Origin of the sequence: Lysobacter sp. H21R4, assembly GCF_015277535.1 — a bacterium.
In the GTDB taxonomy this organism is placed as follows: domain Bacteria; phylum Pseudomonadota; class Gammaproteobacteria; order Xanthomonadales; family Xanthomonadaceae; genus Novilysobacter; species Novilysobacter ciconiae.
In genome coordinates this window covers 1631634-1656783 of record NZ_CP063772.1, presented here as the reverse complement: position 1 = coordinate 1656783, position 25150 = coordinate 1631634, and the positions used below count along the sequence as shown (strand labels likewise).

Genomic DNA, 25150 nt, shown 5'->3' with positions numbered 1-25150 from the left:
CATGGCCAAGCAGGATTTCCGCACCGAGCACGACAGCATGGGCGAGTTGCAGGTGCCCGCCGACGCGCTGTGGGGCGCGCAGACCCAGCGCGCGGTCGACAACTTTCCGGTGTCCGGTCGGCCGATGCCGCGCGGGTTCATCCGCGCGCTGGGACTGGCCAAGGCCGCGGCCGCAACCGTCAATGCCGACCTTGGGCTGCTGCCCAAAGGCCGTGCCGCAGCGATCCGGAAGGCCGCGATGGCGGTGGCCGATGGCACCCACGACGCGCAGTTTCCGGTCGACATCTTCCAGACCGGCTCCGGCACCTCCAGCAACATGAATGCCAACGAGGTGATCGCCACGCTGGCCTCGCGCGCGGCCCGCAGCAAGCCCGTGCATCCCAATGACGATGTCAACCTGGGCCAGAGCTCCAACGACGTGGTGCCGACCGCCCTGCGCGTGTCCGCCCAGCTGGCGACGGTGGACACCCTGCTGCCGGCGATCAAGCACCTGCGCCGGGTCATCGACCGCCGGGCCAAGTCGCTGGACAAGGTGACCAAGACCGGCCGCACGCACCTGATGGACGCGATGCCGCTGACCTTCGGCCAGGAATTCGGTGCGTGGTCGGCCCAGCTTGCCTCGGCGCAAGCGCGTATCGAGGACTGCCTGAAGCGGCTGCGCCGGCTGCCCATCGGCGGCACGGCCATCGGCACCGGCATCAATGCCGACCCGCGCTTCGACAAGGCGATGGCCAAAGCGCTGTCGTCACTGGCCGGCTCGAAGTTCGAGGCCGCTGAAAACAAGTTCGAAGGGCTGGCCTCGCAGGACGACGCGGTGGAGCTGTCGGGCCAGTTGAACGTGCTCGCGGTGGCCCTGATGAAGATCGCCAACGACCTGCGCTGGATGAACTCCGGGCCGCTGGCCGGCCTGGGCGAGGTGGAGCTGCCCGAGTTGCAGCCTGGCAGCTCGATCATGCCGGGCAAGGTCAACCCGGTGCTGCCCGAGGCGGTGGCGATGGTGTGCGCCCAGGTCATGGGCCACAACGCGGCGATTACCGTTGCCGGCCAGAGCGGCAATTTCCAACTCAACGTGATGCTGCCGCTGATCGCGTCCAACCTGCTGGATTCGATCAACCTGCTGGCCAATTCGATGCGCCTGCTCGCCGACAAGGTCATCGCCGGCCTCAAGGTCCGCCAGGACGTGGTCGCCGGGGCGTTGCAGCGCAATCCGATCCTGGTGACCGCGCTGAACCCGGTGATCGGCTACGAGAAGGCCGCGGCGATCGCCAAGCAGGCCTACGCGCAACAGCGCCCGGTCCTGGAAGTCGCTGTCGAGCTCACCGGCATGGCGGAAGATGAGCTCGCCCGCCTGCTGGATCCGGTCGCGCTGACGCGTGGTGGCGTGCCGCGCGGCTCGGCTACGGGTCCGAGGTAACGCTCGCCCCCGTGGTGTCGGAACGGCAGTCGGCGACGTCATCCGCGTCGGCGTTGGCGTAGGGCGCGAACTCGGGCAATGCGGCCGCCAGCCTGTCCTGGGTGGCGATGAACGCCGGCAGGCGGTCGCACAGCTTGCCGGCGTCCTCCTTGAGTCCGCTGGCCTGGGCTTCGATGGAACGCTCGATTTCGGCCTCGCTGGCCCCGCTGAACGCACCCTTGAGTGCCTCGCCGACCGCCGTCATCGCCACGCCCGCGCCCTTGAGCCCGATGTCGGCGCCGGCCTGGGCGATCTCCTCGAGCTGCCGGCGATAGTCCCGCAACAGCGCCTGCTGGGCCGGATTGGTCGCGACCTTCCTGCCGTCGATGAGCAGCTCGCCCTGCGGCGTGATCACGGCCTTGGGCGCCGTCTTGTCATCGCTGGAGAGATCGATATCGCCGGTGCGGATTTCCTCGCGCACCTTGTCGGAGGCATTGGCGATCTTGCCTGCGACGGCGTTCAGGCCGGTGGCCAGCGTGCCGTCCGACGACTGGGTCGGGCCGGAGCATGCAGCGAGCGGGAGGAGGCACAAGGCCAGCAGCAGAGCGCGGGAGAGAGGTCGGACGGTCATGGTCTGCTCCAGGAAAAGGAAGGTGGTTCAGGGGACAGGCAACGCGCCGGGCGGTTGTGCGGCCCTGCGCCCGGTATCAGCCTTCGTCGCGCCAGCGGCGCAGGCGGATCGCGACAAGGATCATTGCCGCGCCGGCCAGCGCGCCAATCCACAGCGACGGCAGTGCCAGGCTGGCCAGAATGTTGCTGGTCGACAGGTGGGCCAGCACGTCCTGCAGGCCTTCGCTGCCACCCTGGGCTTGCCCCGGTGCATGCAGCAGCTGGGTTCCCGACACCGTACCGAGCAGCATGCGGCCAACGATGTTCGACCAGAACCATCCAGCATCGAGGTCGAACAGCTCCATCACCTTGAACCAGCTGACCGCGATGCCGGCCAGCAGCGGCACCATCAGGGCCCACAGGAAGGGTTTGGTCCGTGCCCATGCCGAGCACAGCATCAGCCAGCCGAAGGTCGGCAGTCCCCACAGGGCAAACACGGGGATAGAGGCTACCAGGCCGGCCGCAAGCCTCATCGGACTGGCCGGACCCCACAGCAGCTCGACCGGGTTGCCGCCGTGGATCATCACCATGCCGCTGAGCAGCAGCATGTAGCTGCCCATGGTCAGCAGGGCGATCACCACCGCGACGGCGGGTGCGACCAGGGCGGCACTGGCCAGCTTGGACAGCACGGTCTGCGCGTCCGACACCGGCAGCGACTTCCAGAACATCACGCTGCGGTCCTTGCGGTCGTCGTACAGCGAACCCAGGCAGTAGAAGAACACCACGAAGGCAAGCACCACGAACGGCCAGAACGCGGCCATCACCAACGACAGGTCGATGCCGTGCGCCAGCTGCTGCATCTTGTCCGCATCCAGCGTGCGAGTCAGGGCGCCCAGGTCGAGGCCGTTGACGATCACCTCGCCGTCGATCCTGAGCTGGCCGCTGCTGATCGCGCGGCGCGCGGCGACCTCGGCGAAGATGAATGCCACCGCCGTCAGCACCAGGGAGATCGCGCCGGCGATCAGCGGCGCCCACAAAAAGCCGCCCCGGTGCTCCCAATACTCGCGCTTGAGCAGCATCTTGAAGGTGTGGGTGGAATGGACCGGCGCAAAGCTGCGCGCGGTGGTCGGCAGGGAGGAGTCGGCGGCGTTCATTCGTAGGTCCCTTGCATGGTGGCGACAAACAGGTCGGCCAGGCCCGGCGTGCGGATCTCGCCGAAGGCGGCGAGCTGCTCGCGCGGCGTGCCGTCAAACAGCATCACGGTCTTGCCGAACGGCATCGAGCGCAGGTGGACGGGTTCCAGCGCGCGGGCCGCTTCGGCCCGGTCCGGGTTGACCAGCACTTCGGTGAAGCGCTCGCCCACGTCGTCCATCGCGCTTTCCATCACGATCCGCCCGTCGTTGATGAACATGACATCGGTGAGGATGTGCTCGATCTCCTCCACCTGGTGCGTGGTGATGAGGATGGTCTTCTCCTCGTCGAAGTAATCCTCCAGCAACCGCTGGTAGAACTGCTTGCGGTAGAGGATGTCCAGGCCCAGGGTGGGCTCGTCCAGCACCAGCAGCTTGGCGTCGATGGCCATGACCAGGGCGAGGTGGAGCTGCACGATCATGCCCTTGGACAGTTCGCGCACGCGCATCTTCGGCGTCAGCTTGGTGCCCTTGAGGAAGCGGTCGCAGCGCGCGCGGTCAAAGCGCGGGTGCACGCCGGCGACGAACTCGATCGCTTCCTGCACCCGGATCCAGCGCGGCAGCACCGCGACGTCGGCGATGAAGCACACGTCGCGCATCAGCTCGTCGCGGGCGCTGCGCGGATCGCGGCCGAGGACGGTCATCTCGCCCTCAAACGGGATCAGGCCGAGCATGGCCTTCAGCGCGGTGGTCTTGCCGGCGCCGTTGGGACCGATCAGACCGACGATCCGGCCCGCCGGAATCTGGAAGCTGGCGCCGTCCAGAGCCGGCCTGCCTTTTTTGTAGACCTTGCGCAGGTTGCGCGCGTTGACCACGGTTACCGGGGTGGTGGCGAGGGGGGCGTTCATCAGGCACCTGCCTTGGTCGGATCGGGAGTTACCAGCTGTTCCAGGTTCAGGCCCAGGCGGGTGATGCGTTCCAGCACCAACGGCCATTCCTCGGTCAGGAACCGGTCGCGCTCGCTTGCCAGGAGTTTTTCGGCTGCTCCTTCAGTCATGTACATACCAAGACCCCTGCGTTTTTCGACAAGTGACTCGTCCACCAGTTCCTGGTAGGCGCGAGAGACGGTGATCGGATTGAGCTGATAGTCGGCGGCGACCTGGCGGACCGAAGGCAGCGCGTCGCCGGGCTTGAGCTCGCCATCGAGCATCAGTGCCACGACACGCTCCTTCAGTTGCCGATAGATCGGAGCGCCATCACTCCATTGGACTGCGGTCATTGGGTTATCCCCGTGGAACAAATGAGAAGTAGGGCATCAGGAGTGCCTGCCGGAAGTGGGCGTTTCCGTCGGTCGAACCGGAGCTGCGTGCGTCCGGTGATTCGCCGGTGCGGGCACTGGCCGGGCCGGCTGTGGCCGTCGAAGCGAGGCGATCCGTGGCAGGCTGGACTCCCAGTGGGCTCAAGCCGAACACCACGGTGCTCACCAGTACCGCACCGGTGATGGCCAGGGCAGACAACGAATTGTTGAGCTTCCGGTTCATGGCGTCGTCCCCGCAATGGGTCAGTCGGTGTTGTATGCGACTATAACACCGAAACACGTGCAGTCAACAGTTTTGTGCCGTGATTGCCCCACGGCGCCGCGACCGCGACAATAGGCGTTTTCGCCGCCACCCCGGCGACCCAATGGAGCAATCCGGATGAAGGCTTTCGTGCGCGGCAGTGCCGTGTTGTTCACCACCGTCTCGCTGCTGGGTGCCACGGTGGCGCTTCCCGTTGCTGCCGCCGCGCAGAACGCTCCAGCCCAGGAGAAGAATTTGCTCACCACCGATCGCGCCAAGGTCAGCTACATGGTTGGCCATGACATCGCCCGTTCCATCACCCCCGCCGCGCCGGACATGGACCTGGCCGCTTTCGAGCGGGCCATCAGCAATGCCTTCAACGGTCAGCCGCCGTTGATCGCCGAGGGCGAAGTGCAGCAGGTCGGCCAGGCCCTGATGATGCGCATCGCGTCACGGGCCGGAAAGGCGCCCGCCGACGCCAGGATTCCCGAGGTCGACAAGCAGAAGGTCGCCTACCTGGTGGGCGCCGATGTCGGCCGCAACCTGGCGCCCATCAAGGGCGAGCTGGACCTGCCGGAACTGCTGCAGGGCGTGCGCGCCACGTTTGCCGGCGACAAGCTGGCCCTGAGCGATGACCAGCTCAACGCCGTCCGCGACAGCTTCTCGCAGAAGATGCAGGGCCAGGCGGAGAAGCAGCAGGGCGAGATGGCAGCCCAGGCCAAGGTGCAGGGCGAGGCCAACCGCAGCGAAGGCGAGAAGTTCCTGGCCGAGAACAAGCAGAAGAAGGGCGTGTTCTCCACCGCTTCGGGCCTGCAGTACATGGTGTTGCGCCAGGGCTCGGGCGAGCGGCCGCTGCCGTCGGACCGGGTGCGCGTCCACTACGAGGGCAAGCTGCTGGACGGCACGGTGTTCGACAGTTCCTACAAGCGCGGCGAGCCGACCGAGTTCGGCCTCAACCAGGTCATTGCAGGCTGGACGGAAGGGCTGGGCCTGATGCCGGTCGGCGCCAAGTACCGGTTCTGGATTCCGGGCAGCCTGGCCTACGGCAGCAAGGGCACCCCGGGCGGCCCGATCGGGCCGAACGCGACGCTGGAGTTCGATGTCGAGCTGCAGGCGATCATCAAGTAAGGCGGCGGCTGCGCCTGCGGGCCCAAGCCCGGGTGCGGCCGCGTATCCTTCCTTCCACTGCCAACGCCCCGGTCCCGTACCGGGGCGTCTTGCCCCAAGGAGTCCAGATTCCATGATCCATTTCCCCCGTACCGCGCTGCTTGCCGCGTCCATGGCGCTCGCGCTGGTGGCCTGCCAGTCCGATGACAAGACCGCGCCAAAAACCGACGCCGCCGACGCCACCGCTGCGCAGGGCCAGCCGCTGAAGATCAAGGGCCTGGCCACCGAGAAGGAACAGGTCAGCTACATGATCGGCCTGGACCTGGCCAAGGCGCTGGAGCAGGTCAAGGACGAGGTCGACGTGGACACGCTGGCCAAGGCGATCAAGATCGAACTGGACGGCGGCGAGTCGCTGATGACCGACGAGCAGGCCGCGCAGGTGGCCGAGGCGTTCGGCCAGAAGCTGCAGGCCAAGCGCGCCGCCGAGGCCGCCGCCATCGGTAATGCGAACAAGGCCGAAGGCGAGGCATTCCTGGCGGAGAACGCGAAAAAGCCGGGCGTCGTGGTGACCGATTCGGGCCTGCAGTACCAGGTGCTGGAGGAGGGCAAGGGCCTCAAGCCGACCGTGGATGACATGGTCCGCGTCCACTACAAGGGCACGTTGCTGGACGGCGAGACCTTCGACAGCTCCTATGACCGCGGTGAGCCGACCGACCTTCCGCTGCAGCAGGTGGTTCCCGGTTGGCAGGAAGGCATCGTGCTGATGCCGGTGGGCAGCAAGTACCGCTTCTGGATCCCGTCCGAGCTGGGTTACGGCGAAGTCGGCCCGCCCGGCAGCGCGATCGGTCCGAACGCGGTCCTCGTTTTCGAAGTCGAGCTGCTCGACATCGTCAAGGACAGCGCGGGCGAATAACCGCTCCGCACCCCGTCGTCGGGTCGGTCTTCCCGCGGGCGGGACAGGAGAAACACCATGCGCGTCAGTATTTTCGGTACCGGCTATGTCGGACTGGTCACCGGCACCTGCCTGGCGGAAGTCGGCCATGAGGTGATCTGCGTGGACATCGACCAGGCCAAGGTCGATGGGCTGAAGCGGGGCGAGGTGTCGATCTTCGAGCCGGGTCTGGCGCCGATGGTGCGCGCCAACCACGACGCCGGGCGCCTGCACTTCACCAGCGATCCGGTACACGCCATTGCCCACGCCGAGGTGGTCTTCATCGCCGTCGGCACGCCGCCCGACGAGGACGGCAGCGCCGACCTGCAGTACGTGCTCGCGGTGGCCAGGACGATCGGTCAGCACCTGGAGGAGCCGACGCTGGTGGTCGACAAGTCGACGGTGCCCGTGGGTACGGCCGACAAGGTGCGCGCGACCATCGCCGATGAGCTCGCGCGGCGTGGCGCCGGGATCGACTTTACCGTCGTATCCAACCCCGAGTTCCTCAAGGAAGGCGATGCGGTCAACGACTTCATGCGTCCGGACCGCATCGTCATCGGGACCGACAACGCCGAGGCGTCCGAGAAGATGCGTCGCCTCTACGCGCCCTTCGTGCGCAGCCGCGAGCGCTTCGTGGTGATGGACGTGCGTTCGGCCGAGCTGACCAAGTACGCTGCCAACGCGATGCTGGCGACCAAGATCAGTTTCATGAACGAGATCGCGACCATTGCCGAACGTGTCGGCGCGGACGTGGAAATGGTCCGCCAGGGCATCGGTTCGGATCCGCGCATCGGCTGGCAGTTCATCTACCCCGGCGCCGGCTATGGCGGCTCGTGTTTTCCCAAGGACGTCCAGGCACTTGCCCGCACCGCGCACCAGCACGGCCTGCAGCCGCGACTGCTGGATGCGGTGGAGGCGGTCAACGAGCGCCAGAAGGAGCACCTGTTTGAACTGGTCCAGCGCCATTACGGCGACACCCTCGCCGGCAAGACGTTCGCCCTGTGGGGACTGGCGTTCAAGCCCAATACCGACGACATGCGCGCCGCCCCCAGCCGGCGCCTGCTGGAGCAGCTGTGGGCCGCCGGCGCGCAGGTGCGCGCGTTTGATCCGGAGGCGTCCAGCGAGGCGCAGCGCATCTTTGGCGAGCGCAGCGATCTGGTGCTGTGCGATTCGGAGTACGACGCGCTGGAAGGCGCCGACGCGTTGATCCTGATCACCGAGTGGAAACAGTTCCGCAGCCCCGATTTCGGGCGCATAAGGAGTGCGTTGGCCGATGCGGTGATCTTCGACGGGCGCAATCTCTACGATCCCGACGAACTCGAAGAAGCCGGCATCGCCTACTACGGCATCGGTCGCGGTCGCTCGTTGACGCGTTCCGGGCCGCCTGGAGTGATCGCATGAGCGGTTCCGATCCCAGCCTCGAGCAGCGCCTGATCGACCTGGAAACCCGGCTCTCGTTCCAGGAGCATCATCTGGGCGAGCTCAGTGATGCGCTGGCCGCCGCCCGCGACGAGGAAGCGCGCAACGCGTTGCTGCTGCACCGCGCCCTGGAAGACCTGCGCCAGCTGCGCCTGTCGGTCGCGGCAAGTCCGCATTCCGCCGATCCGGCGGGTGAGCCCCCACCGCCGCATTATTGAGCGCGCGACCCATCTGCCGTCCCCTGTCTGCTGAAGAACACCATGAATGACACCCTGCGCAACCAGTTGATGGGCCTTGGCTTCAAGCCTGCGCCGGAGCCCGAGCGCCGTCCCGCGAAGAAGCGCGATGGCAGCCCGGAGCGCAAAGGCGGCAATGCCGGGGCAGGGCGCGGCGCAGAGAAGCGGGGAAATCCGGCGGCGCAAGGCCGGGCCGCCAAACCATCCGACAAGCGGCAGCGCCCCGGTGCACCAGCACAGGCGCGTCCGCCCCGCAACCCGGCGCGCTCGCGCGAGGACATCGACCTGGCGAAGGCCTACGCGATCCGCGCCCAGCGCGAGAAGGACGAGCGCATCGCGGCGGAAAAGGCCAAGCAGGATGCCGCCCGCGAGCGGCGCGAAGCGCGCGCAAAACTGACCCAGCTCGTGCAGGGCAAGGCGCTGAATTCCCCCGACGCGGACATCGCCCGGCATTTCGAGTACGGCGGCAAGATCAAGCGCATCCACGTCACCGCCGAGCAGCTCAAAGCGCTCAATGCCGGCGAGTTGGGCGTGCTGCAGACCGACGGCCGTTACCTGCTGGTCGATGCGGCGTTGCTGGCCGAGGCCGAGCGGGTGTTCGCCCCGGCAGTCGCGCTGAGGGTCGACCCGGACGCCCCGGCGGCCGACGACCCTTACGCGGACCCGCAGTACCAGGTGCCTGACGATCTGGTCTGGTGATCTTTGCGCCGGAGCGCCGGAGCGCCGCGAGCGCCGGGAGCGCCGGGAGCAGAGGCCTTGGGGTGTGAATGTCCCCCGGCACCGATGAAGCCGGTGCCTCCTCCTTTATTTCACACCCCAAGGCCTCCGCTCCCGTTCTTCCAGCATCGGGTGATTGGTCGAAGCGCAGGCTCGGCGATCCGGACGCACCGAAGCGACCTGCAGGCTTTCGCGGCGAAATAAAGGAGGAGGCGCCCGCCGCAGAAGGGTGCCGGGGGACATTCGCCGCGAAGGCCTGCAGGTCGCGAAGAAAGCCCTATTCCGGGTCGTAGTCGAGGTTGGACGCCAGCAGTCGCTCGCCCTGGGCCAAGGTCAACCCCTTGCGCGCGGCATAATCCATGACCTGCTCGCGCGTCACGCGGCCGACCACGAAATACTGGCTGCGCGGATGGCTCAAGTAGTAGCCCGACACCGCCGCGGCGGGCGTCATGGCGAAGTTTTCGGTCAGCTGCATGCCGGCGTTTTTGGCCGGATCGAGCAGGCGGAAGATCGTCGCCTTCTCGCTGTGTTCCGGGCATGCCGGATAGCCGGGCGCAGGCCGGATGCCGCGGTACTTCTCGTCGATGAGCGCGTCCGTATCGAACGACTCATCAGCCGCGTAACCCCAGAATTCGGTGCGCACCCGCTGGTGCACGCGCTCGGCCAGGGTCTCGGCCAGGCGGTCGGCCAGGGCTTTCAGCAGGATGGCGTTGTAGTCGTCGTGGTCGGCCTCGTAGCGCTGCACGTGGGGCTCGATGCCCAGCCCGGCGGTCACGGCGAATGCACCGATCCAGTCCTGGCGTCCGCTGTCACGGGGCGCGACGAAATCGGCCAGGCACAGGTTGGGCCGCTCCGGCGGTTTGTCCGCCTGCTGGCGCAGGAAGTGGATCCGCTCGGCGCGGCCATCGACCTGGGCGATGACATCGTCGCCATCGCTGTTGGCCGGCCACAGCGCGAACACGCCCTTGGCGGTCAGCCACTTCTCGTCGACGATACGCTTGAGCATCGCCTGGGCGTCCCGGAACAGGTCGCTGGCCGAGGCACCGACGACCTCGTCGGTCAGGATCGCCGGGTAGCGTCCGGCCAGCTCCCAGGCCTGGAAGAACGGCGTCCAGTCGATCAGCTCCACCAGTTCGTCCAGCGGATAGTCGTCGAACACGTGCAGGCCCGGCTGCAGCGGCGCCGGCGGTTCGTACTCGTCCCAGCCGCCCTCGAAGCGGTTGCCGCGCGCGTGTTCCAGCGACACCAGCCGCTTGCCGCTGCCGCGGGTGCGGTGGCGCTCGCGGATCTGCGCGTAGTCGGACGCGTTGGCGGCCACGAAGGCATCGCGCAGCTCGACGCTGAGCAGGTTCTGGGCGACGCCGACCGCGCGCGAGGCGTCCTTCACCCATACCGTTGCCGGCTTGTAGAACGGATCGATCTTCAGCGCCGTGTGCGCGCGCGACGTGGTCGCGCCGCCGATCAGCAAGGGCATGGTGAAGCCCTGGCGCTGCATCTCGCGGGCAACGTGGCCCATCTCCTCCAGTGACGGCGTGATCAGCCCTGACAGCCCGATCATGTCGGCGTTCTCGGCGATCGCGCGGTCCAGGATCACCTGCGAGGGCACCATCACGCCCAGGTCGATCACCTCGAAGTTGTTGCAGGCCAGCACCACGCCGACGATGTTCTTGCCGATGTCGTGGACGTCGCCCTTGACCGTGGCCATGACGATCTTGCCGTTGGTCTTGCCGGTATCGCCGGTGCGCAGCTTCTCCGCCTCGATGAAGGGCAGCAGGTGGGCCACGGCCTTCTTCATCACCCGCGCCGACTTGACCACCTGCGGCAGGAACATCTTGCCGGCGCCGAACAGGTCACCGACGACGTTCATGCCGTCCATCAGCGCGCCCTCGATCACGTCCAGGGGCCGGGCTGCATCCAGCCGGGCCTGCTCGGTGTCCTCGACGATCCACTGGTCGATCCCCTGCACCAGCGAATGGCTCAGGCGGGCACTGACCGGCTGCTCGCGCCAGGTCAGGTCCTCGAGCTTCTTCTCGCCCTTGCGCCCGCGGTAGCTTTCAGCCAGTTCCAGCAGCGTCTCGGTGGCCTCGGGGTTGCGGTTGAGCACCACGTCCTCGACCGCCTCGCGCAGCTTCGGGTCCAGGGTGTCGTACAGCGGCAGCGCACCGGCGTTGACGATGCCCATGTCCATGCCGGCCTTGATCGCGTGGTACAGGAACACGACGTGGATCGCCTGGCGGACCAGCTCGTTGCCGCGGAACGCGAAGCTGACGTTGGAGACCCCGCCGGAGATGTGGCAATGCGGGAACCGCCGGCGGATTTCAGCCGTCGCCTTGATGAAGGCCACCGCGTAATCGTTGTGCTCCTCGATGCCGGTCGCGATGGCGAACACGTTGGGATCGAAGATGATGTCCTCGGGCGGGAAGCCGATCTCCTCGGTCAGCAGTTTGTAGGCGCGCGCGCAGATCTCGACCTTGCGCTCGACGGTGTCGGCCTGGCCGATCTCGTCGAACGCCATGACCACCACGGCGGCGCCATAGCGGCGGACCAGCCGCGCCTGGCGCAGGAATTCCTCCTCGCCTTCCTTCATCGAGATCGAGTTGACGATGCCCTTGCCCTGCAGGCATTTCAGGCCGGCTTCGATCACGCTCCACCTGGAGCTGTCGACCATCACCGGGATCCGCGCGATGTCCGGCTCGGCGGCGATCAGGTTCAGGTATTTCACCATCGCCTGCTCGGAGTCGAGCAGGCCCTCGTCCATGTTGACGTCGAGCACCTGCGCGCCGTTCTCGACCTGTTGCCGGGCGACGGCAACCGCCTCGTCGTAACGGTCGTCCTTGATGAGCTTCTTGAACTGCGCGCTGCCGGTGACGTTGGTCCGCTCGCCGACGTTGACGAAGTTGCTTTCCGGGCTGATGACCAGCGGCTCAAGGCCGCTGAGGCGGGTGTAGCGGGGGAGGGCGCTCATCGTTTGAACCTCAGGCCACGTCGGCGATGCGCGGTGGCTGCCGCGGCGGCAGGCCGCGCACGGCCTCGGCGATCGCCGCGATGTGTTCGGGGGTGGTGCCGCAGCAGCCACCGACGAAATTCACCAGGCCCGATTGGGCGAACTCGCGCAGCATGCCGGCGGTGTCCTCGGGGGTCTCGTCGTAGTCGCCAAAGGCATTCGGCAGGCCGGCGTTCGGGTGCGCGCTGACCGCCACCTCGGCGATCCGCGACAGCGTGTCCACGTGCGGCCGCAGCTCCTTCGCGCCCAGCGCGCAGTTGAGGCCGATCGACAGCGGCCGCGCGTGCCGCAGCGAGTACCAGAACGCTTCGGCGGTCTGGCCCGACAGGGTGCGCCCCGAGGCATCGGTGATCGTGCCCGAGACCATCACCGGCAGCCGCGCGCCGCGCCCTTCGAAGACCTCGGCAATGGCAAACAATGCCGCCTTGGCGTTGAGGGTGTCGAACACGGTTTCCACCATCAGCACGTCCGCGCCCCCGTCGATCAGGCCCTCGGCCGCCTCGCGATAGGCCAGGCGCAGGTCGTCGAAACTGGTCGCGCGGAAGCCGGGACGGTTGACGTCCGGACTCAGGGACGCGGTACGGCTGGTTGGGCCGATCACGCCGATGGCGAAGCACTGCCGGCCCGGCGTCTGCTGTTCGGCTGCGTCGCAGGCGGCGCGTGCGAGTCGCGCTCCGGCCGCATTCAATTCGCGCGCCAGATGCTGCAGCCCGTAATCGGCCAGCGAGGTCCGGGTGGAGTTGAAGGTGTTGCTTTCCACCATGTCGGCGCCGGCTGCCAGGTAGGCGGTGTGGATATCCAGGATCAGGTCCGGACGGCTCAGGCTGAGCAGGTCGTTGTTGCCGCGCTGGTCGCGGGCGCAGCCGCAGTCGTCGCCGTGCGCGTGGTCGGCGATGTCGTGCTTGCGGTCGTAGCCGTCGACGAACCGCTCGCCGCGGTAGTCGGCTTCCTCCAGCCCGTGGCGCTGGATCATCGTGCCCATCGCGCCGTCGATCACCAGGATGCGCTCACGCAGTTGCGCCTGAAGCGCCTCGGCGCGCGCCGGGTTCAGCCAGGGCAGTTCGTTGTTCATGATTCCGGCTCGCTCTTGCGGCGCGTCTTGGGTGCTTTCGATCGCGCACCTTCCGCGGGTTTGCGCGCGAGCAGGGCGATCACCTCGAAATGCGGCGGGCGTCGCTCGCGGGTCACGACCTCACAACTCTCCACGCCCAGCCCGGCCTTGCCGACCATGTTGCGCAGCTCGGCCGGCGCAAAGCCGAGATTGACGTGGCCGTACGCTTCCACCACCGAGCGGTGGCCGTGCCCGGCCAGGCTGGTCAGCAGCATGCGACCGCCCGGCCGCAGCACGCGCGCCGCCTCCGCCACGGCCTCGGCGGGGTGGTCGGCGTAGGACAGCGCGTGCATGAGCACGACCAGGTCAAAGCTGGCATCCGCGAAGGGCAGCTCGTGCATGTCGCCTTCCTGGACCTCGACATTTTCCAGCCGGCGCAGACGCTCGGAGGCGGCGAGCACCATCTTGGTGCTGGAATCCAGGCACACATAGCGGTGCGAATGCGGCGCCAGCAGTTCGGCCAGCACGCCATCGCCGGAGGCCACATCGAGCACGTCGCCGGTCTCCAGCAGCGGCAGCGCCGACCGCGCCATCGCTTCCCAGGTGCGACCGGGCGAGTAGTGACGCTCCATGTCGCCGGCGACCGAGTCAGCCCAGTTCTGGTCGGCGGCGCGCATTGCCAGCACCTGGCGGACCTGCTCGGCGTCCTGGCGCAGCAGCGGATCGTCGCTGCCCTCGCGCAGGGTATTCCACAGGGCGCGTTGGGCCGCGTCCAGCGCCGCCTCGTCGAACCGGTAGTACGCCGAGACGCCGGCGCGCCGGTCACGCACCAGCCCGGCATCCTTGAGCCGCGCCAGATGGGTGGAAACCCGCGGCTGGGCGAGCCGGGTGATCGCCGAAAGCTCCGCAACGGTGAGCTCTTCACGTTCCAGCAATGTGAGCAGCCGCACCCGTGTGGCGTCGGCAAACACCTTGAGCCGTGACGACCAGCCTTCCAGATCCATATTCATCTACCTATCGCGATGCAGCGATAAGTGTGCGGACGGGCGCTGCACAGGTCAAGCGCGCCGGGGCGCAGCGGTTCGGTTTAATGGGCGGGCAGGGCTACAATTGCCGGATTGTTTACCAGCCAGAGGTGCGGACGTGGATTTCGGATTCAGCGATGAGCAGTTGATGATCCAGGACGTGGCGCGTCGTATCGCGCAGGAAAAAATTGCTCCCAGCGCGGAGCACCACGACCGCACCGGCGAGTTCCCGCTGGAGAACATCCGCACCCTGGGCGAGAACGGCCTGATGGGCATCGAGGTGCCGGCCGAGTACGGCGGTGCCGGCATGGACCCGATCGCCTACGTGCTGGCGATGGTCGAGATCGCCGCCGCCGATGCCGCCCATTCCACCATCGTCTCGGTCAACAACTCGCTGTTCTGCAACGGCATCCTGACCTTCGGCAACGAGGAGCAGAAGCAGCTCTACGTGCGCGCCATCGCCGAAGGCCGCGAGATCGGCGCCTTCGCGCTGACCGAGCCGCAGTCGGGCTCCGATGCCACCGCGATGCGCTGCAAGGCCACCCTGCAGGACGATGGCACCTACCTGGTCAACGGCAAGAAGAGCTGGATCACTTCCGGCCCGGTCGCCAAATACATCGTGCTGTTTGCCATGACCGACATGGACAAGGGCGCGCGCGGCATCACCGCGTTCATGGTCGACACCGAGCGCGAGGGTTTCCACCGCGGCAAGACCGAGCCGAAGATGGGCATCCGCGCCTCGGCCACCTGCGAGATCGAATTCACCGACTACGTGATCAAGCCCGAGGAAGTCCTGGGCGCGGAAGGCGAGGGCTTCAAGATCGCCATGAGCGTGCTCGACGCCGGCCGCATCGGCATCGCCAGCCAGGCCATCGGCATCGCCCGCGCCGCGTATGAAGCCACCCTGGAGTACGTCCGCGACCGCAAGGCCTTCGGCCAGCCGATCGGTGCGTTCCAGATGACCCAGGCCAAGATCGCCGACATGAAGTGCAAGCTCGACGCCTCCCTGTTGCTGACCCTGCGCGCGGCCTGGAAGAAGGGCGAGACCGAGAAGCACGGCGGACGTTTCAGCACCGAAGCGGCGGTGGCCAAGCTGACCGCGTCCGAGGCGGCGATGTGGATCACCCACCAGGCGCTGCAGATCCACGGCGGCATGGGTTATTCCAAGGAACTGCCGATCGAGCGTTACTTCCGCGACGCCAAGATCACCGAAATCTACGAGGGCACCAGCGAGATCCAGCGCCTCGTGATCGCCCGCAACGAGACCGGCCTGCGCTGAAAATGCACCCCCACACCCATCTGGTGTACTGACTCCTGAGCCTTGGCCCGTGTGTAACAACGCGGGCCTCACTGCATTGGAAACCACATTCGCATGAGCACTGAACGCAAAACCCCCGCCCGCCGCACCGGCAAGACATCCGCTGCCCCCGCCAAGGGCGCGACCAGCACCGCTGTCGCCACTCTCGCAGGCGGGTCGTCCGCGACAGGCGACGTGTCGCTGGACACCATCCTGGCCGCGATCCGCAAGCAGGCGCCCAAGAAGGAGCAGGTCCAGACCGAGGCCTTCGCCAAGGCGTTCTACGAGCGCATGGGCCAGGACGAATGGTCCCAGCACTCCGCGCAGGGCTGGGCCGCGCTTGCGGTCGACATGCTGGATTTTGTCCGGCAGCGCAAGCCGGGCACGGCCAGCATCCGCCTGTTCAACCCGACCCTGGACAGCCACGGCTGGGAGTCGCCGCACACGGTGCTGCAGATCGTCAACGACGACATGCCGTTTCTGGTTGACTCGGTGTCGATGGCATTGGCCGAGGCCGACATCGGCGTGCACGTGCTGGGCCACCCGGTCATGCCGGTCACCCGCGACAAGGCGGGCAAGCTGACGGCCATCGGCGAGGGTGAGGCCGAGTCGATCATGCACCTGGAGATCGACCGCCAGTCCAAGGCGTCGATGGCGGGGATCGAGAAGAAGCTGGCGACCGTGCTGGACGACGTGCGCGCGATCGTCGCGGACTGGCGCGAGATGCGCGACAAGATGCTGGAGGTCGCCGACGACCTGGCCACCCGCACGCTGCCGGTGGACGATGCCGGCCGCAACGAGGGTCGCGAGTTCCTGCACTGGGTCGCCGATGACCATTTCACCTTCCTGGGCTACCGCGAGTACGACGTGGTCGAGCAGGGCGGCGAAGACGTGCTGCGCGCGGTCAAGGGCAGCGGCCTGGGCCTGCTGCGCGGCAAGGACAACCACAAGCCGCGTTCGCTTTCTTCCCTGGCGGCAACGCGCATGCCCAACTCGGGCTCGGTCGACGCGCTGATCCTGACCAAGACCAACGCGCGCGCCACCGTGCACCGCCGCGGCTACATGGACTACATCGGTGTGCTGAGCTTCGACGACAACGGCAAGCCGGTGCGCGAGGAGCGCTTTCTGGGCCTGTACACCTCCAGTGCCTACACCCGCCGCCCGTGGGACATCCCGCTGGTGCGCGAGCGCCACGACTACGTCATGCAGCACTCGGGCTTCGCCGACGACAGCCACAGCGGCAAGGCGCTGCGCCACATCCTGGAGACGCTGCCGCGCGACGAGTTGTTCCAGTCCAGCGGCGAGGAGCTGCTGAAGACCGCCACCGGCATCCTGGGCCTGCAGGAGCGCGTGCGCAGCAAGCTGTTCCTGCGCCGCGACCGTTTCGGCCGGTTCTTCTCCGGCCTGGTCTACATCCCGCGCGAGCGCTTCAACACCGACGTGCGCCTGCGCATCGAGGCCATGCTCAAGCGCGAGCTGCATGGCGAGCACATCGACACCACCGTGATGCTGAGCGACTCGCCGCTGGCCCAGTTGCACGTGCTGGTTCGCCCCAAGCCGGGCGCGCTGGGCGTGGAAGGCATGCCGCAGGTGGACAACGCCCTCATCGAGGCGGAGCTGGCGGAAATCGTGCGTGACTGGCGCGACGACCTGGCCGGCGTGCTCGCCGAACGCCATGGTGAGGAGCGCGGTCTGGAGATGGCGGCCACTTTCGGAAACGCGCTGCCGACGGGCTACATCGAGAACGTGTCGCTGCCCGTGGCCGCGGCCGACGTGGAGCACCTGGCCGCGCTGACGGGCCCCGAGGACCTGCGCCTGAGCCTGTACCGCAGCCGCCCGGGCACCGGCGGCCTGCGCTTCAAGTTCTACCGCCAGCACGACGACATCTCGCTGTCGGACGCGTTGCCGATGATGGAGAACATGGGCCTGCGCGTGATCGCCGAGCATCCCTACCGCCTGCACGCCGGCGGCGAAGTGGTCTACATCCAGGACTTCGAGGTCGAGACCGGCACGCCGGATGTCGACGTCGAGGGCATCGGTGACAACTTCGAGGACGCGTTTTCCCGCACCTGGCGCGGCGAGGCCGAGAATGACGGCTTCAACCGCCTGATCCTCGCCGCCGGACTGACCTGGCGCCAGGTCGCGATGCTGCGCGCCTACGCCAAGTTCCTGCTGCAGGTGGGCGTGCCGTTCTCGCAGAGCTACGTCGAGGAGACGTTCGCGCGTTACCCGGTCCTGGCCCGACTGCTGGTTGAGCTGTTCGAAGCCCGCTTCGATCCCAGCACCGGCAACGAGGACAAGGCCGACATCAAGGCCGGCCAGGCGTCGCTGCAGCAGCAGCTCGAGCGCCTGAGCGGCGGTGACGAGACCGTCGCGGCCGCGCTGGCACCGGTGGTCGCGGCCCGCGGCGGCAAGCGCGAGGCGCAGACCGAAGCCGCGTCGACCGCGTTGAAGACGCTGCTGGATCGCGTCTCCAGCCTCGACGAGGACCGCATCCTGCGCAGCTTCATGGACGTGATCGAGGCGACCCTGCGCACGAGCTACTACCAGTGCGGCGTGGGCGGGGCCGATTGCGGCTACGTGGCCTTCAAGTTCGATTCCGCGCTGGTGCCCGACCTGCCCAAGCCGCGCCCGTACCGCGAGATCTTCGTCTACGGGCCGCGCGTGGAAGGCATCCACCTGCGCTTCGGCCCGGTGGCCCGCGGCGGCCTGCGCTGGTCGGACCGGCGCGAGGACTTCCGCACCGAGGTGCTCGGCCTGGTCAAGGCGCAGATGGTCAAGAACACCATCATCGTGCCGGTCGGCGCCAAGGGCGGCTTCATCGTCAAGCGCCCGCCGTCCGATCGCGCCGCGCTGCAGGCCGAGGGCGTGGCCTGCTACCAGATGTTCATCAACGGCCTCCTCGACATCAGCGACAACCTGGTCGATGGCAAGGTCGTGCATCCCGACAACGTGGTCCGCCACGACGGCGATGACGCCTACATGGTGGTCGCGGCCGACAAGGGCACAGCGCGTTTCTCCGACATCGCCAACGCGATCTCCGCCGACCACAACTTCTGGATGGGCGATGCGTTCGCCTCTGGCGGCTCGGTCGGCTACGACCACAAGGGCATGGGCATCACCGCGCGCGGCGCGTGGGAGTCGGTCAAGCGCCACTTCCGCGCACTGGGCGTGAACACCCAGAAGGAGGACTTCACCGCGGTCGGCATCGGCGACATGTCAGGCGACGTGTTCGGCAACGGCATGCTGCTGTCCAAGCACATCCGCCTGGTCGCCGCGTTCGATCACCGCCACATCTTCCTGGATCCCGATCCGGTGGCGGCCACGTCCTTCAAGGAACGCCAGCGCCTGTTCAAGCTGGCCGGTTCCAGCTGGGACGATTACAAGCGCGAGCTGATCAGCGCCGGCGGCGGCGTGTTCGCGCGCAGCGCCAAGTCGATCGACCTGACCCCGCAGGTCAAGGCCGTGCTCGGCATCGATGAGTCGATCCAGTCGATGAGCCCCAACGAGCTGATGAGCGCGATCCTCAAGGCGCCGGTTGACCTGCTGTGGAACGGCGGCATCGGCACCTACATCAAGGCCAGCACCGAGAGTCACGCCGACGTGGGCGACCGCGGCAACAACGGCCTGCGCATCGACGGCCGTGACGTGCGCTGCAAGGTGATCGGCGAGGGCGGCAACCTGGGCATGACCCAGCTGGGCCGCATCGAGGCCGCCCAGGCGGGCGCGCTGCTGAACGCCGACTTCATCGACAACTCCGCCGGCGTGGGTACCTCCGACCGCGAGGTCAACATCAAGATCCTGCTCAACGAGCAGGTCAAGCTGAAGAAGCTCACCCTGCCGGCGCGCAACAAGCTGCTGGCGGAGATGACCGACGAGCTGGCCGGGCTGGTGCTGGTGGACAACTACCGCCAGAACCAGGCCATCAGCCTGATGGAGCGCATGAGCGCGCCGCGCCTGGGTTCCAAGCAGCACTTCATCCAGACCCTGGAATCGCAGGGCCTGCTGGACCGCCAGATCGAGTACCTGCCATCGGATGCCGAATTCGCCGACCGCAAGGCGCGGGGACTGGGCCTGACCCGGCCGGAGCTGGCGGTGCTGCTGTCCTACAGCAAGCTGGTGCTCTTCCAGCAGCTGGTGGATTCGGACGTTCCCGAGGATCCCTACCTGTCCAAGGAGCTGGTGCGTTACTTCCCCAAACCGCTGCAGGCCAAGTATGCCAAGGCGATGGAAGGCCACCGCCTGAAGCGCGAGATCATCGCCACCGCCGTGACCAACTCGATGGTCAACCGCATGGGCGCCACGTTCACCCTGCGCATGCAGGAGGACACCGGCCGCAGCCCGGGCGAGATCGCCGAGGCCTACACCATTGCCCGCGAGGCGCTGGATGCCCGCGCGCTGTGGGCGCAGATCGACGCGCTCGACGGCAAGGTGCTGGAGTCGGTGCAGATCGACGCCCTGCAGACGATCTGGACCCTGCTGCGTACGGTCACCCGCTGGCTGCTGTCGCGTCCGGGCCCGATGCCGGAGATCACCAAGGGCATGGCGCGCTTCGGCGACGGCTTCAAGGCCGTGCATGCGGCGCTGCCGGAGACGATGTCGCCCGTGCGCCGCGAGAAGTTCAACGCCCAGCTGGCCGAGTGGAAGGCCAAGGGCGTGCCGTCGGCGCTGGCGGAGCATCTGGCAGCGTTGCCGGTGCTGGAGTTCGCCTGCGACATCATCGAGATCGCCAACGCCCGCAAGGTGTCGGCGCTGGAAGCGTCGCGTGCCTACTTCGAACTGGGCGCTGCGTTCCAGCTGCCGTGGCTGCACGAGCAGATCAACGCGCTGCCGGTGGAGGGACGCTGGCAGGCGCTCGCTCGCGGCGCGATGCGTGACGAACTGGCGGCGCAGCAGCGGGCGCTGGTCGGTCAGATCCTCGCCGGCGGCGGCAAGAAGCCGGCGGCAGCGAAGGTCGAGGCCTGGCTGGCGCGCGATGACCAGGGCCTGCGTTTCACCCTGTCGATGCTCGCCGAGCTGGTGAACCAGAAGAACCTGGATTACCCGACCGTGTCGGTCGCGGTGCGTCGCCTGGCGCAGCTGGCAGAAGCGGCGGCCTGATCGCGGTGGTCTGAAAAGCCGGCGGTGGCCCTCGGGCTCCCGCCGGTTTTTTTTTGCGCGCCGCAGCCACGCTATCCTGCGGGCACTGATTCCGGAGCGGCCAATGACTTCATCCCCGCGTTTTGCCTTCCTTGCCAGCATTGCCGAAGAGGCGCAGGCGGCGCGCAGCGAGCTGGTGGACCTGCACGGCGATCACGCACCGGACGAGGCCGACGTGCTCGTCCCGCTCGGCGGCGACGGCTTCATGCTGCAGACGCTGCACCGCTACGGCGAACTGGGCAAACCGGTGTACGGCATGCGCCAAGGCACGGTCGGCTTCCTGATGAACCACTACAGCGCCGCTCAACTGATCGAGCGCGTGCACGCGGCCAAGCCATCGGTCCTGCGACCGCTGGAGATGATGGCCGAGACCGATTCGGGCGCACGGGTGCGGTCACTGGCCTACAACGAGGTCTCGCTGCTGCGCCAGACCCGCCAGGCCGCGCACCTCTCGATTGACCTGCACGGCCAGCGCCGGCTGGACGAGCTGATCTGCGATGGCGTCCTGGTGGCCACCCCGGCCGGCAGCACGGCCTACAACTTCTCCGCCGGCGGGCCGATCCTGCCGCTGGACACCCAGGTGGTGGCGCTGACGCCGATCGCCGCATTCCGGCCCCGACGCTGGCGCGGCGCCGTGCTCAAGGCCGACACCGAAGTGCGACTGCGCGTGCTCGACCCCTACAAGCGCCCCGTGAGCGCGACGGCCGACTCGCACGAGGTCCGCGACGTAGTCCAGGTGACCGTGCGCGAGTCCAGCGAACACACCGTCACCCTGTTGTTCGACCCCGAGCACAGCCTGGAAGAGCGGATGCTGACCGAGCAGTTTGTGGGTGGCTAGCCTTGCGGGGATGCGCAGCCACTCACGCTTGCGCGCGCCCAGGCCACCATCGCAGCCCCTGCGACGCCGATCGCGCACACTATCGGCATGCCCGATAAACAAGCCGACCCCCTGATCGTCGCGATCTCCTCGCGCACCCTGTTCGACCTGGAAGACAGCCATTCGCTGTTTGCCAGCGAAGGGCTGGACGCCTACGCGGCCTACCAGCTCAGCCGCGAGGACGAACTGCTCGAGCCCGGCGTTGCGTTTCCGCTGGTGCGCAAGCTGCTCGCGCTCAACGAGGACTCGCCGCCGGAAGCGCCGCGCGTCGAGGTCATCCTGATCTCGCGCAACTCCGCCGACACCGGCCTGCGGATATTCAACTCGATTGCCCACCACGGCCTGGCGATCCGCCGCGCCGCTTTCAGCAACGGGGCGCCGCCGTTTCCCTACATTCGCCCGTTCGGCGCCGACCTATTCCTCTCCACACACGCGCAGGACGTGCGCAACGCGCTGGCCGCCGGCATCGCCGCAGCAACGCTGCTGCCCGCCAAGGCGCTGCCGGAGCGCCAGCACCAGCTCCGGATCGCCTTTGATGGGGATGCCGTGATCTTTGGCGACGAGAGCGAGCGCGTCTCGCGCGAGGGCGGGCTGGAGGCGTTTTCCCAGCACGAGCTCGACCGTGCCGGCGAGCCGCTGTCGGGCGGCCCGTTCCGCGGCTTCCTGGACGCGCTGCACCGACTCCAGGACGCGTTTCCGATGGGCCAGGAAGCGCCGATCCGCACCGCCCTGGTCACCGCACGTTCGGTCCCGGCGCATGAGCGGGTGATCCGCACGCTGCGCGATTGGGACATCCGCCTGGACGAGGCGCTGTTCCTCGGCGGCCGTCCCAAGGGCCCGTTCCTGGAGGCGTTTGGCGCCGATATCTTCTTTGACGATTCCGAGCACAACATCGAGTCGGCGCGTGGCCTGGTCACCGCCGGCCACGTGCCCCATGGGGTCGCCAACCCGGATTGATCCGGACGGGCAGTAGATCGGCGGCTTGACCGCTTAGCACGGGCAGCGTCATGGGTGAGCGTGATGGCTGCAAAAATGGCACGGCCGTTGCATTTGTGTTAACATTACCCGTTGATGTAAAGCCCCCATTCAAGCCGCATTTCATGCGGTTCGGCGGTGTACTCGCCGCAACGACGGGAGGGGAATCCCGTCTTTTTTTCGCCTCGCGGGCGATCCGGGTCAACGGCACGGACTGCGGACGCGGCGCACCTGCGCTGGCGGTTTCGGGCTGAGCGTCCGGGTCACTGATTGGTGACCGGAGAGGGCCACTACGGACTTTCGTTCCGTCTTCCGACGGATTCATGTGTTCGTGTGCGCTGCCGCCCGATTCACGCGCCCCGTCGCGGTTGTTTCCCGCCGCCAGACAACAGGAGTTTCCATTGAGTAACCAACGTATTGCGATCCTTGGCGCCGGCCCCAGCGGCCTTGCCCAGTTGCGCGCCTTCGAGGCTGCCGCGAATGCAGGCGCCGAGATTCCCGAAATCGTCTGCTATGAAAAGCAGAACGACGTGGGCGGCATGTGGAACTACACGTGGCGCACCGGCGTCGGCGCCTACGGCGAGCCCGTGCACGGCAGCATGTACCGCTACCTGTGGTCCAACGGCCCCAAGGAGTGCCTGGAGTTCGCCGACTACAGTTTCGAGGAGCACTTCGGCAAGCCGATCGCTTCCTACCCGCCGCGCGCCGTACTTCGCGACTACATCATGGGCCGGGTGCAGAAGATCGACCTGCGCCGCAGCATCCGCTTCCATACCGAAGTGCAGTGGGTCGATTATTCGGAGGAGACCGGCAAGTTCTCCGTCACCGTGCGTGACCTGAAGGCCGATGAGCTCTCGACCGAGGAGTTCGATTACGTGATCGTGGCGACCGGCCACTTCTCGACCCCCAACGCACCGTATTTCGAGGGTCTGGAGCAGTTTCCGGGCCGCGTCCTGCACGCGCATGATTTCCGCGACGCCTGCGAGTTCACCGACAAGGACCTGCTGCTGGTCGGCAGCAGCTATTCCGCCGAAGACATCGGTACCCAGTGCCACAAGTACGGTGCCAAGTCGGTGTCCTTCAGCTACCGCACCTCGCCGATGGGTTACGACTGGCCGCCCGAGTTCCGCGAATACCCGCTGCTGACCCGCGTGGAGGGTTCCACCGCGCACTTCGTCGATGGCAGCACGCGCGACGTCGACGCGATCATCCTGTGCACGGGCTACCAGCATTACTTCCCGTTCCTGCCGGATGACCTGACCCTTCGCACCTACAACCGGCTGTACCCGGAGGACCTCTACAAGGGCATCTTCTGGATCGACAACCCCAAGCTGATCTACCTGGGCATGCAGGACCAGTACTACACCTTCAACATGTTCGACGCCCAGGCCTGGTATGCCCGCGACGTGATCCTGGGCAAGCTGGTGTTGCCGTCCAGGGACGAGATGGTCGCCGACTCGCGCAAGTGGGTGGAGAAGGAAGAGCAGGCGGACGATGCGTTTTCCCACATCGACTTCCAGGCCGAATACATCCGCGACCTGGTCGGCCCGACCGACTACCCCGATTTCGACATCGAGGGCATGGGCGAACTGTTCAAGGAATGGATCCGCGACAAGCAGAAGGACATCCTGGGCTACCGCAACAAGAGCTATCGCTCGACGATGACCGGTACCGTCGCGCCGCCCCACCACACGCCGTGGATGGAGGCGATGGACGACTCGCTGGAAGCCTTCCTGGCCGAGGACGGCGAAACCGCCGCCGAGGTGCGCAAGGCGAACCTGGCACGCGCCGATGTGGCCGGCGTCGCCGACGCAGAGCCGGCGGTCAAGGAGCGCAAGAGCGCCTGACGCCGACTGGTATCGGGTAGGGCGCGCAGATGCGTCCGACCCGGTAACACTGCAGGCGCGACAGCGGAATCAGGGGCGCCGCATCAGCGCGTCCCTGGCCGGCTCCGACAGGCGGATATCGCTGAGTTTCCAGCGCAGCCCCTGGCGGGTCAGCACCAGAGTGATGTCCTCGCCGTCTTCACCGGGAACCGTCGCACTGAAGCGCGACAGCGATTCAAACCGGTAGCTGGGATCGCGCAGCGGATTGGTCGGCCGGGCAGGGCGATAGGGGTCCGGTCCGGTATCTCCGGCGACACGATGCACCACCGCGCGGCCTTCCAGGATCGCCGCCAGTCCTGCCGGGGTAATCATCGTGTCCACCGCCGCGCCGGCCACGCCGCTGGCCACGCGCACGGCGAACACGCCAAACAGGCTGGACTGCATGTCCGGTCCCGCGCGACGGACCATGTAGTCGTCCAGCTGCAGCTTCAGGTTGGTCCGCAGCTGCGGGAAATCGACTTGGCGCGACAGTTTGGCGGTGTCCTTGGATTCCACCGCGTCGCGGATCGCGGTGTAGGTGATGTACGGGCCGGCGGCGACGTAGCCAACCAGAGCCAGCACGATCAGGATTACCGCCAGCAGCCATTTCTTCATCGTCGATCCTCGTCGGTCATGGACGAAGCCTGCCGTAAAAGCGCTGCCGCAGGGTGAACCACAACCGCGCGCGGCGCCCTTGTCGTCGCAACCGGTGCGATCCATTGCGGATTGAATGGCCCGGAACAGGGCCGGCAGGCACACTGGCCGGTCTTTGACACTTCCGGCGCGCCTTGGCGCCCACGCTTTTCCGGGGACCCG

The 25150-nt window shown here is 67.2% G+C and carries 20 protein-coding genes; 11 read left to right on the top strand and 9 right to left on the bottom strand.

Annotated features, from left to right (window positions below):
• Nucleotide 1 precedes the first annotated feature (1 nt).
• Entirely contained in the window at nt 2–1414 is a 1413-nt protein-coding gene (locus tag INQ40_RS07515; protein WP_194339936.1) for a class II fumarate hydratase, read from the top strand.
• Here the strand turns inward: INQ40_RS07515 and INQ40_RS07510 are convergent.
• From INQ40_RS07510 to INQ40_RS07490, 5 genes are all read right to left on the bottom strand, one after another.
• A complete protein-coding gene (locus INQ40_RS07510; RefSeq protein WP_194339934.1) occupies nt 1398–2024 on the bottom strand; it encodes a hypothetical protein in 627 nt (208 codons plus the stop codon). The genes INQ40_RS07515 and INQ40_RS07510 overlap by 17 nt on opposite strands.
• A gap of 76 nt (nt 2025–2100) precedes the next feature.
• Nucleotides 2101–3156: an ABC-2 transporter permease gene (locus tag INQ40_RS07505; RefSeq protein WP_194339932.1), complete on the bottom strand. Its 1056-nt coding sequence runs from the start codon at nt 3154–3156 to the stop codon at nt 2101–2103.
• Nucleotides 3153–4040, bottom strand: coding sequence for an ABC transporter ATP-binding protein (locus INQ40_RS07500; protein WP_194339930.1), 888 nt, complete (start codon nt 4038–4040; stop codon nt 3153–3155). The genes INQ40_RS07505 and INQ40_RS07500 overlap by 4 nt, the downstream gene beginning before the upstream one ends.
• Nucleotides 4040–4411, bottom strand: a complete 372-nt coding sequence (locus INQ40_RS07495; protein WP_193983433.1) for a GntR family transcriptional regulator — start codon at nt 4409–4411, stop codon at nt 4040–4042. Before INQ40_RS07495 ends, INQ40_RS07500 begins: the two co-directional genes overlap by 1 nt.
• A gap of 4 nt (nt 4412–4415) precedes the next feature.
• Nucleotides 4416–4673, bottom strand: coding sequence for a hypothetical protein (locus INQ40_RS07490; protein ID WP_194339928.1), 258 nt, complete (start codon nt 4671–4673; stop codon nt 4416–4418).
• A gap of 156 nt (nt 4674–4829) precedes the next feature.
• On the opposite strand from INQ40_RS07490, the gene INQ40_RS07485 reads away from it, so the two are divergent.
• The 5 genes from INQ40_RS07485 (at nt 4830) to INQ40_RS07465 (ending at nt 9083) form a co-directional block, all read left to right on the top strand.
• Nucleotides 4830–5819, top strand: coding sequence for an FKBP-type peptidyl-prolyl cis-trans isomerase (locus INQ40_RS07485; protein ID WP_193983429.1), 990 nt, complete (start codon nt 4830–4832; stop codon nt 5817–5819).
• 112 nt (nt 5820–5931) lie between these two features.
• On the top strand, nt 5932–6711 hold the full coding sequence (locus INQ40_RS07480) for an FKBP-type peptidyl-prolyl cis-trans isomerase (protein ID WP_194339926.1): 780 nt from the start codon (nt 5932–5934) through the stop codon (nt 6709–6711).
• 57 nt (nt 6712–6768) lie between these two features.
• A complete protein-coding gene (locus tag INQ40_RS07475; RefSeq protein ID WP_194339924.1) occupies nt 6769–8130 on the top strand; it encodes a UDP-glucose/GDP-mannose dehydrogenase family protein in 1362 nt (453 codons plus the stop codon).
• A complete protein-coding gene (locus INQ40_RS07470) occupies nt 8127–8366 on the top strand; it encodes a SlyX family protein (protein ID WP_194339922.1) in 240 nt (79 codons plus the stop codon). The genes INQ40_RS07475 and INQ40_RS07470 overlap by 4 nt, the downstream gene beginning before the upstream one ends.
• Before the next feature lie 42 nt (nt 8367–8408).
• Nucleotides 8409–9083, top strand: coding sequence for a DUF2058 family protein (locus tag INQ40_RS07465; RefSeq protein ID WP_194339920.1), 675 nt, complete (start codon nt 8409–8411; stop codon nt 9081–9083).
• A 295-nt stretch (nt 9084–9378) separates the two neighbouring features.
• On the opposite strand, the gene metH is transcribed toward INQ40_RS07465, so the two are convergent.
• The 3 genes from metH to INQ40_RS07450 are packed head-to-tail and all read right to left on the bottom strand — an operon-like array spanning nt 9379 to nt 14160.
• Nucleotides 9379–12066: a methionine synthase gene (gene metH, locus INQ40_RS07460; protein WP_194339918.1), complete on the bottom strand. Its 2688-nt coding sequence runs from the start codon at nt 12064–12066 to the stop codon at nt 9379–9381.
• A 10-nt stretch (nt 12067–12076) separates the two neighbouring features.
• Complete coding sequence (locus tag INQ40_RS07455) at nt 12077–13177, bottom strand: homocysteine S-methyltransferase family protein (RefSeq protein WP_194339910.1); 1101 nt, start codon at nt 13175–13177, stop codon at nt 12077–12079.
• Complete coding sequence (locus INQ40_RS07450) at nt 13174–14160, bottom strand: metalloregulator ArsR/SmtB family transcription factor (RefSeq protein WP_194342472.1); 987 nt, start codon at nt 14158–14160, stop codon at nt 13174–13176. The genes INQ40_RS07455 and INQ40_RS07450 overlap by 4 nt, the downstream gene beginning before the upstream one ends.
• A 106-nt stretch (nt 14161–14266) precedes the next feature.
• On the opposite strand from INQ40_RS07450, the gene INQ40_RS07445 reads away from it, so the two are divergent.
• The 5 genes from INQ40_RS07445 to INQ40_RS07425 all read left to right on the top strand — a co-directional run bounded on the left by INQ40_RS07445 (nt 14267) and on the right by INQ40_RS07425 (nt 24316).
• Complete coding sequence (locus INQ40_RS07445; protein WP_345776515.1) at nt 14267–15460, top strand: acyl-CoA dehydrogenase family protein; 1194 nt, start codon at nt 14267–14269, stop codon at nt 15458–15460.
• Between the two features lie 93 nt (nt 15461–15553).
• Nucleotides 15554–20578 carry an NAD-glutamate dehydrogenase domain-containing protein gene (locus INQ40_RS07440; protein WP_194339901.1) on the top strand — a complete coding sequence of 1675 codons (5025 nt, stop codon included), beginning with the start codon at nt 15554–15556 and terminating at the stop codon, nt 20576–20578.
• 103 nt (nt 20579–20681) lie between these two features.
• Nucleotides 20682–21455 (top strand): NAD kinase, encoded by a 774-nt coding sequence (locus INQ40_RS07435; RefSeq protein WP_194339899.1) that lies wholly within the window; start codon nt 20682–20684, stop codon nt 21453–21455.
• A gap of 87 nt (nt 21456–21542) precedes the next feature.
• Nucleotides 21543–22451 carry a 5'-nucleotidase gene (locus tag INQ40_RS07430; protein ID WP_194339897.1) on the top strand — a complete coding sequence of 303 codons (909 nt, stop codon included), beginning with the start codon at nt 21543–21545 and terminating at the stop codon, nt 22449–22451.
• Nucleotides 22452–22870: 419 nt separating this feature from the next.
• On the top strand, nt 22871–24316 hold the full coding sequence (locus INQ40_RS07425; RefSeq protein WP_228481955.1) for an NAD(P)/FAD-dependent oxidoreductase: 1446 nt from the start codon (nt 22871–22873) through the stop codon (nt 24314–24316).
• A 69-nt stretch (nt 24317–24385) separates the two neighbouring features.
• On the opposite strand, the gene INQ40_RS07420 is transcribed toward INQ40_RS07425, so the two are convergent.
• Nucleotides 24386–24949 (bottom strand): DUF2939 domain-containing protein, encoded by a 564-nt coding sequence (locus INQ40_RS07420; protein WP_194339894.1) that lies wholly within the window; start codon nt 24947–24949, stop codon nt 24386–24388.
• Between the last annotated feature and the right edge of the window lie 201 nt (nt 24950–25150).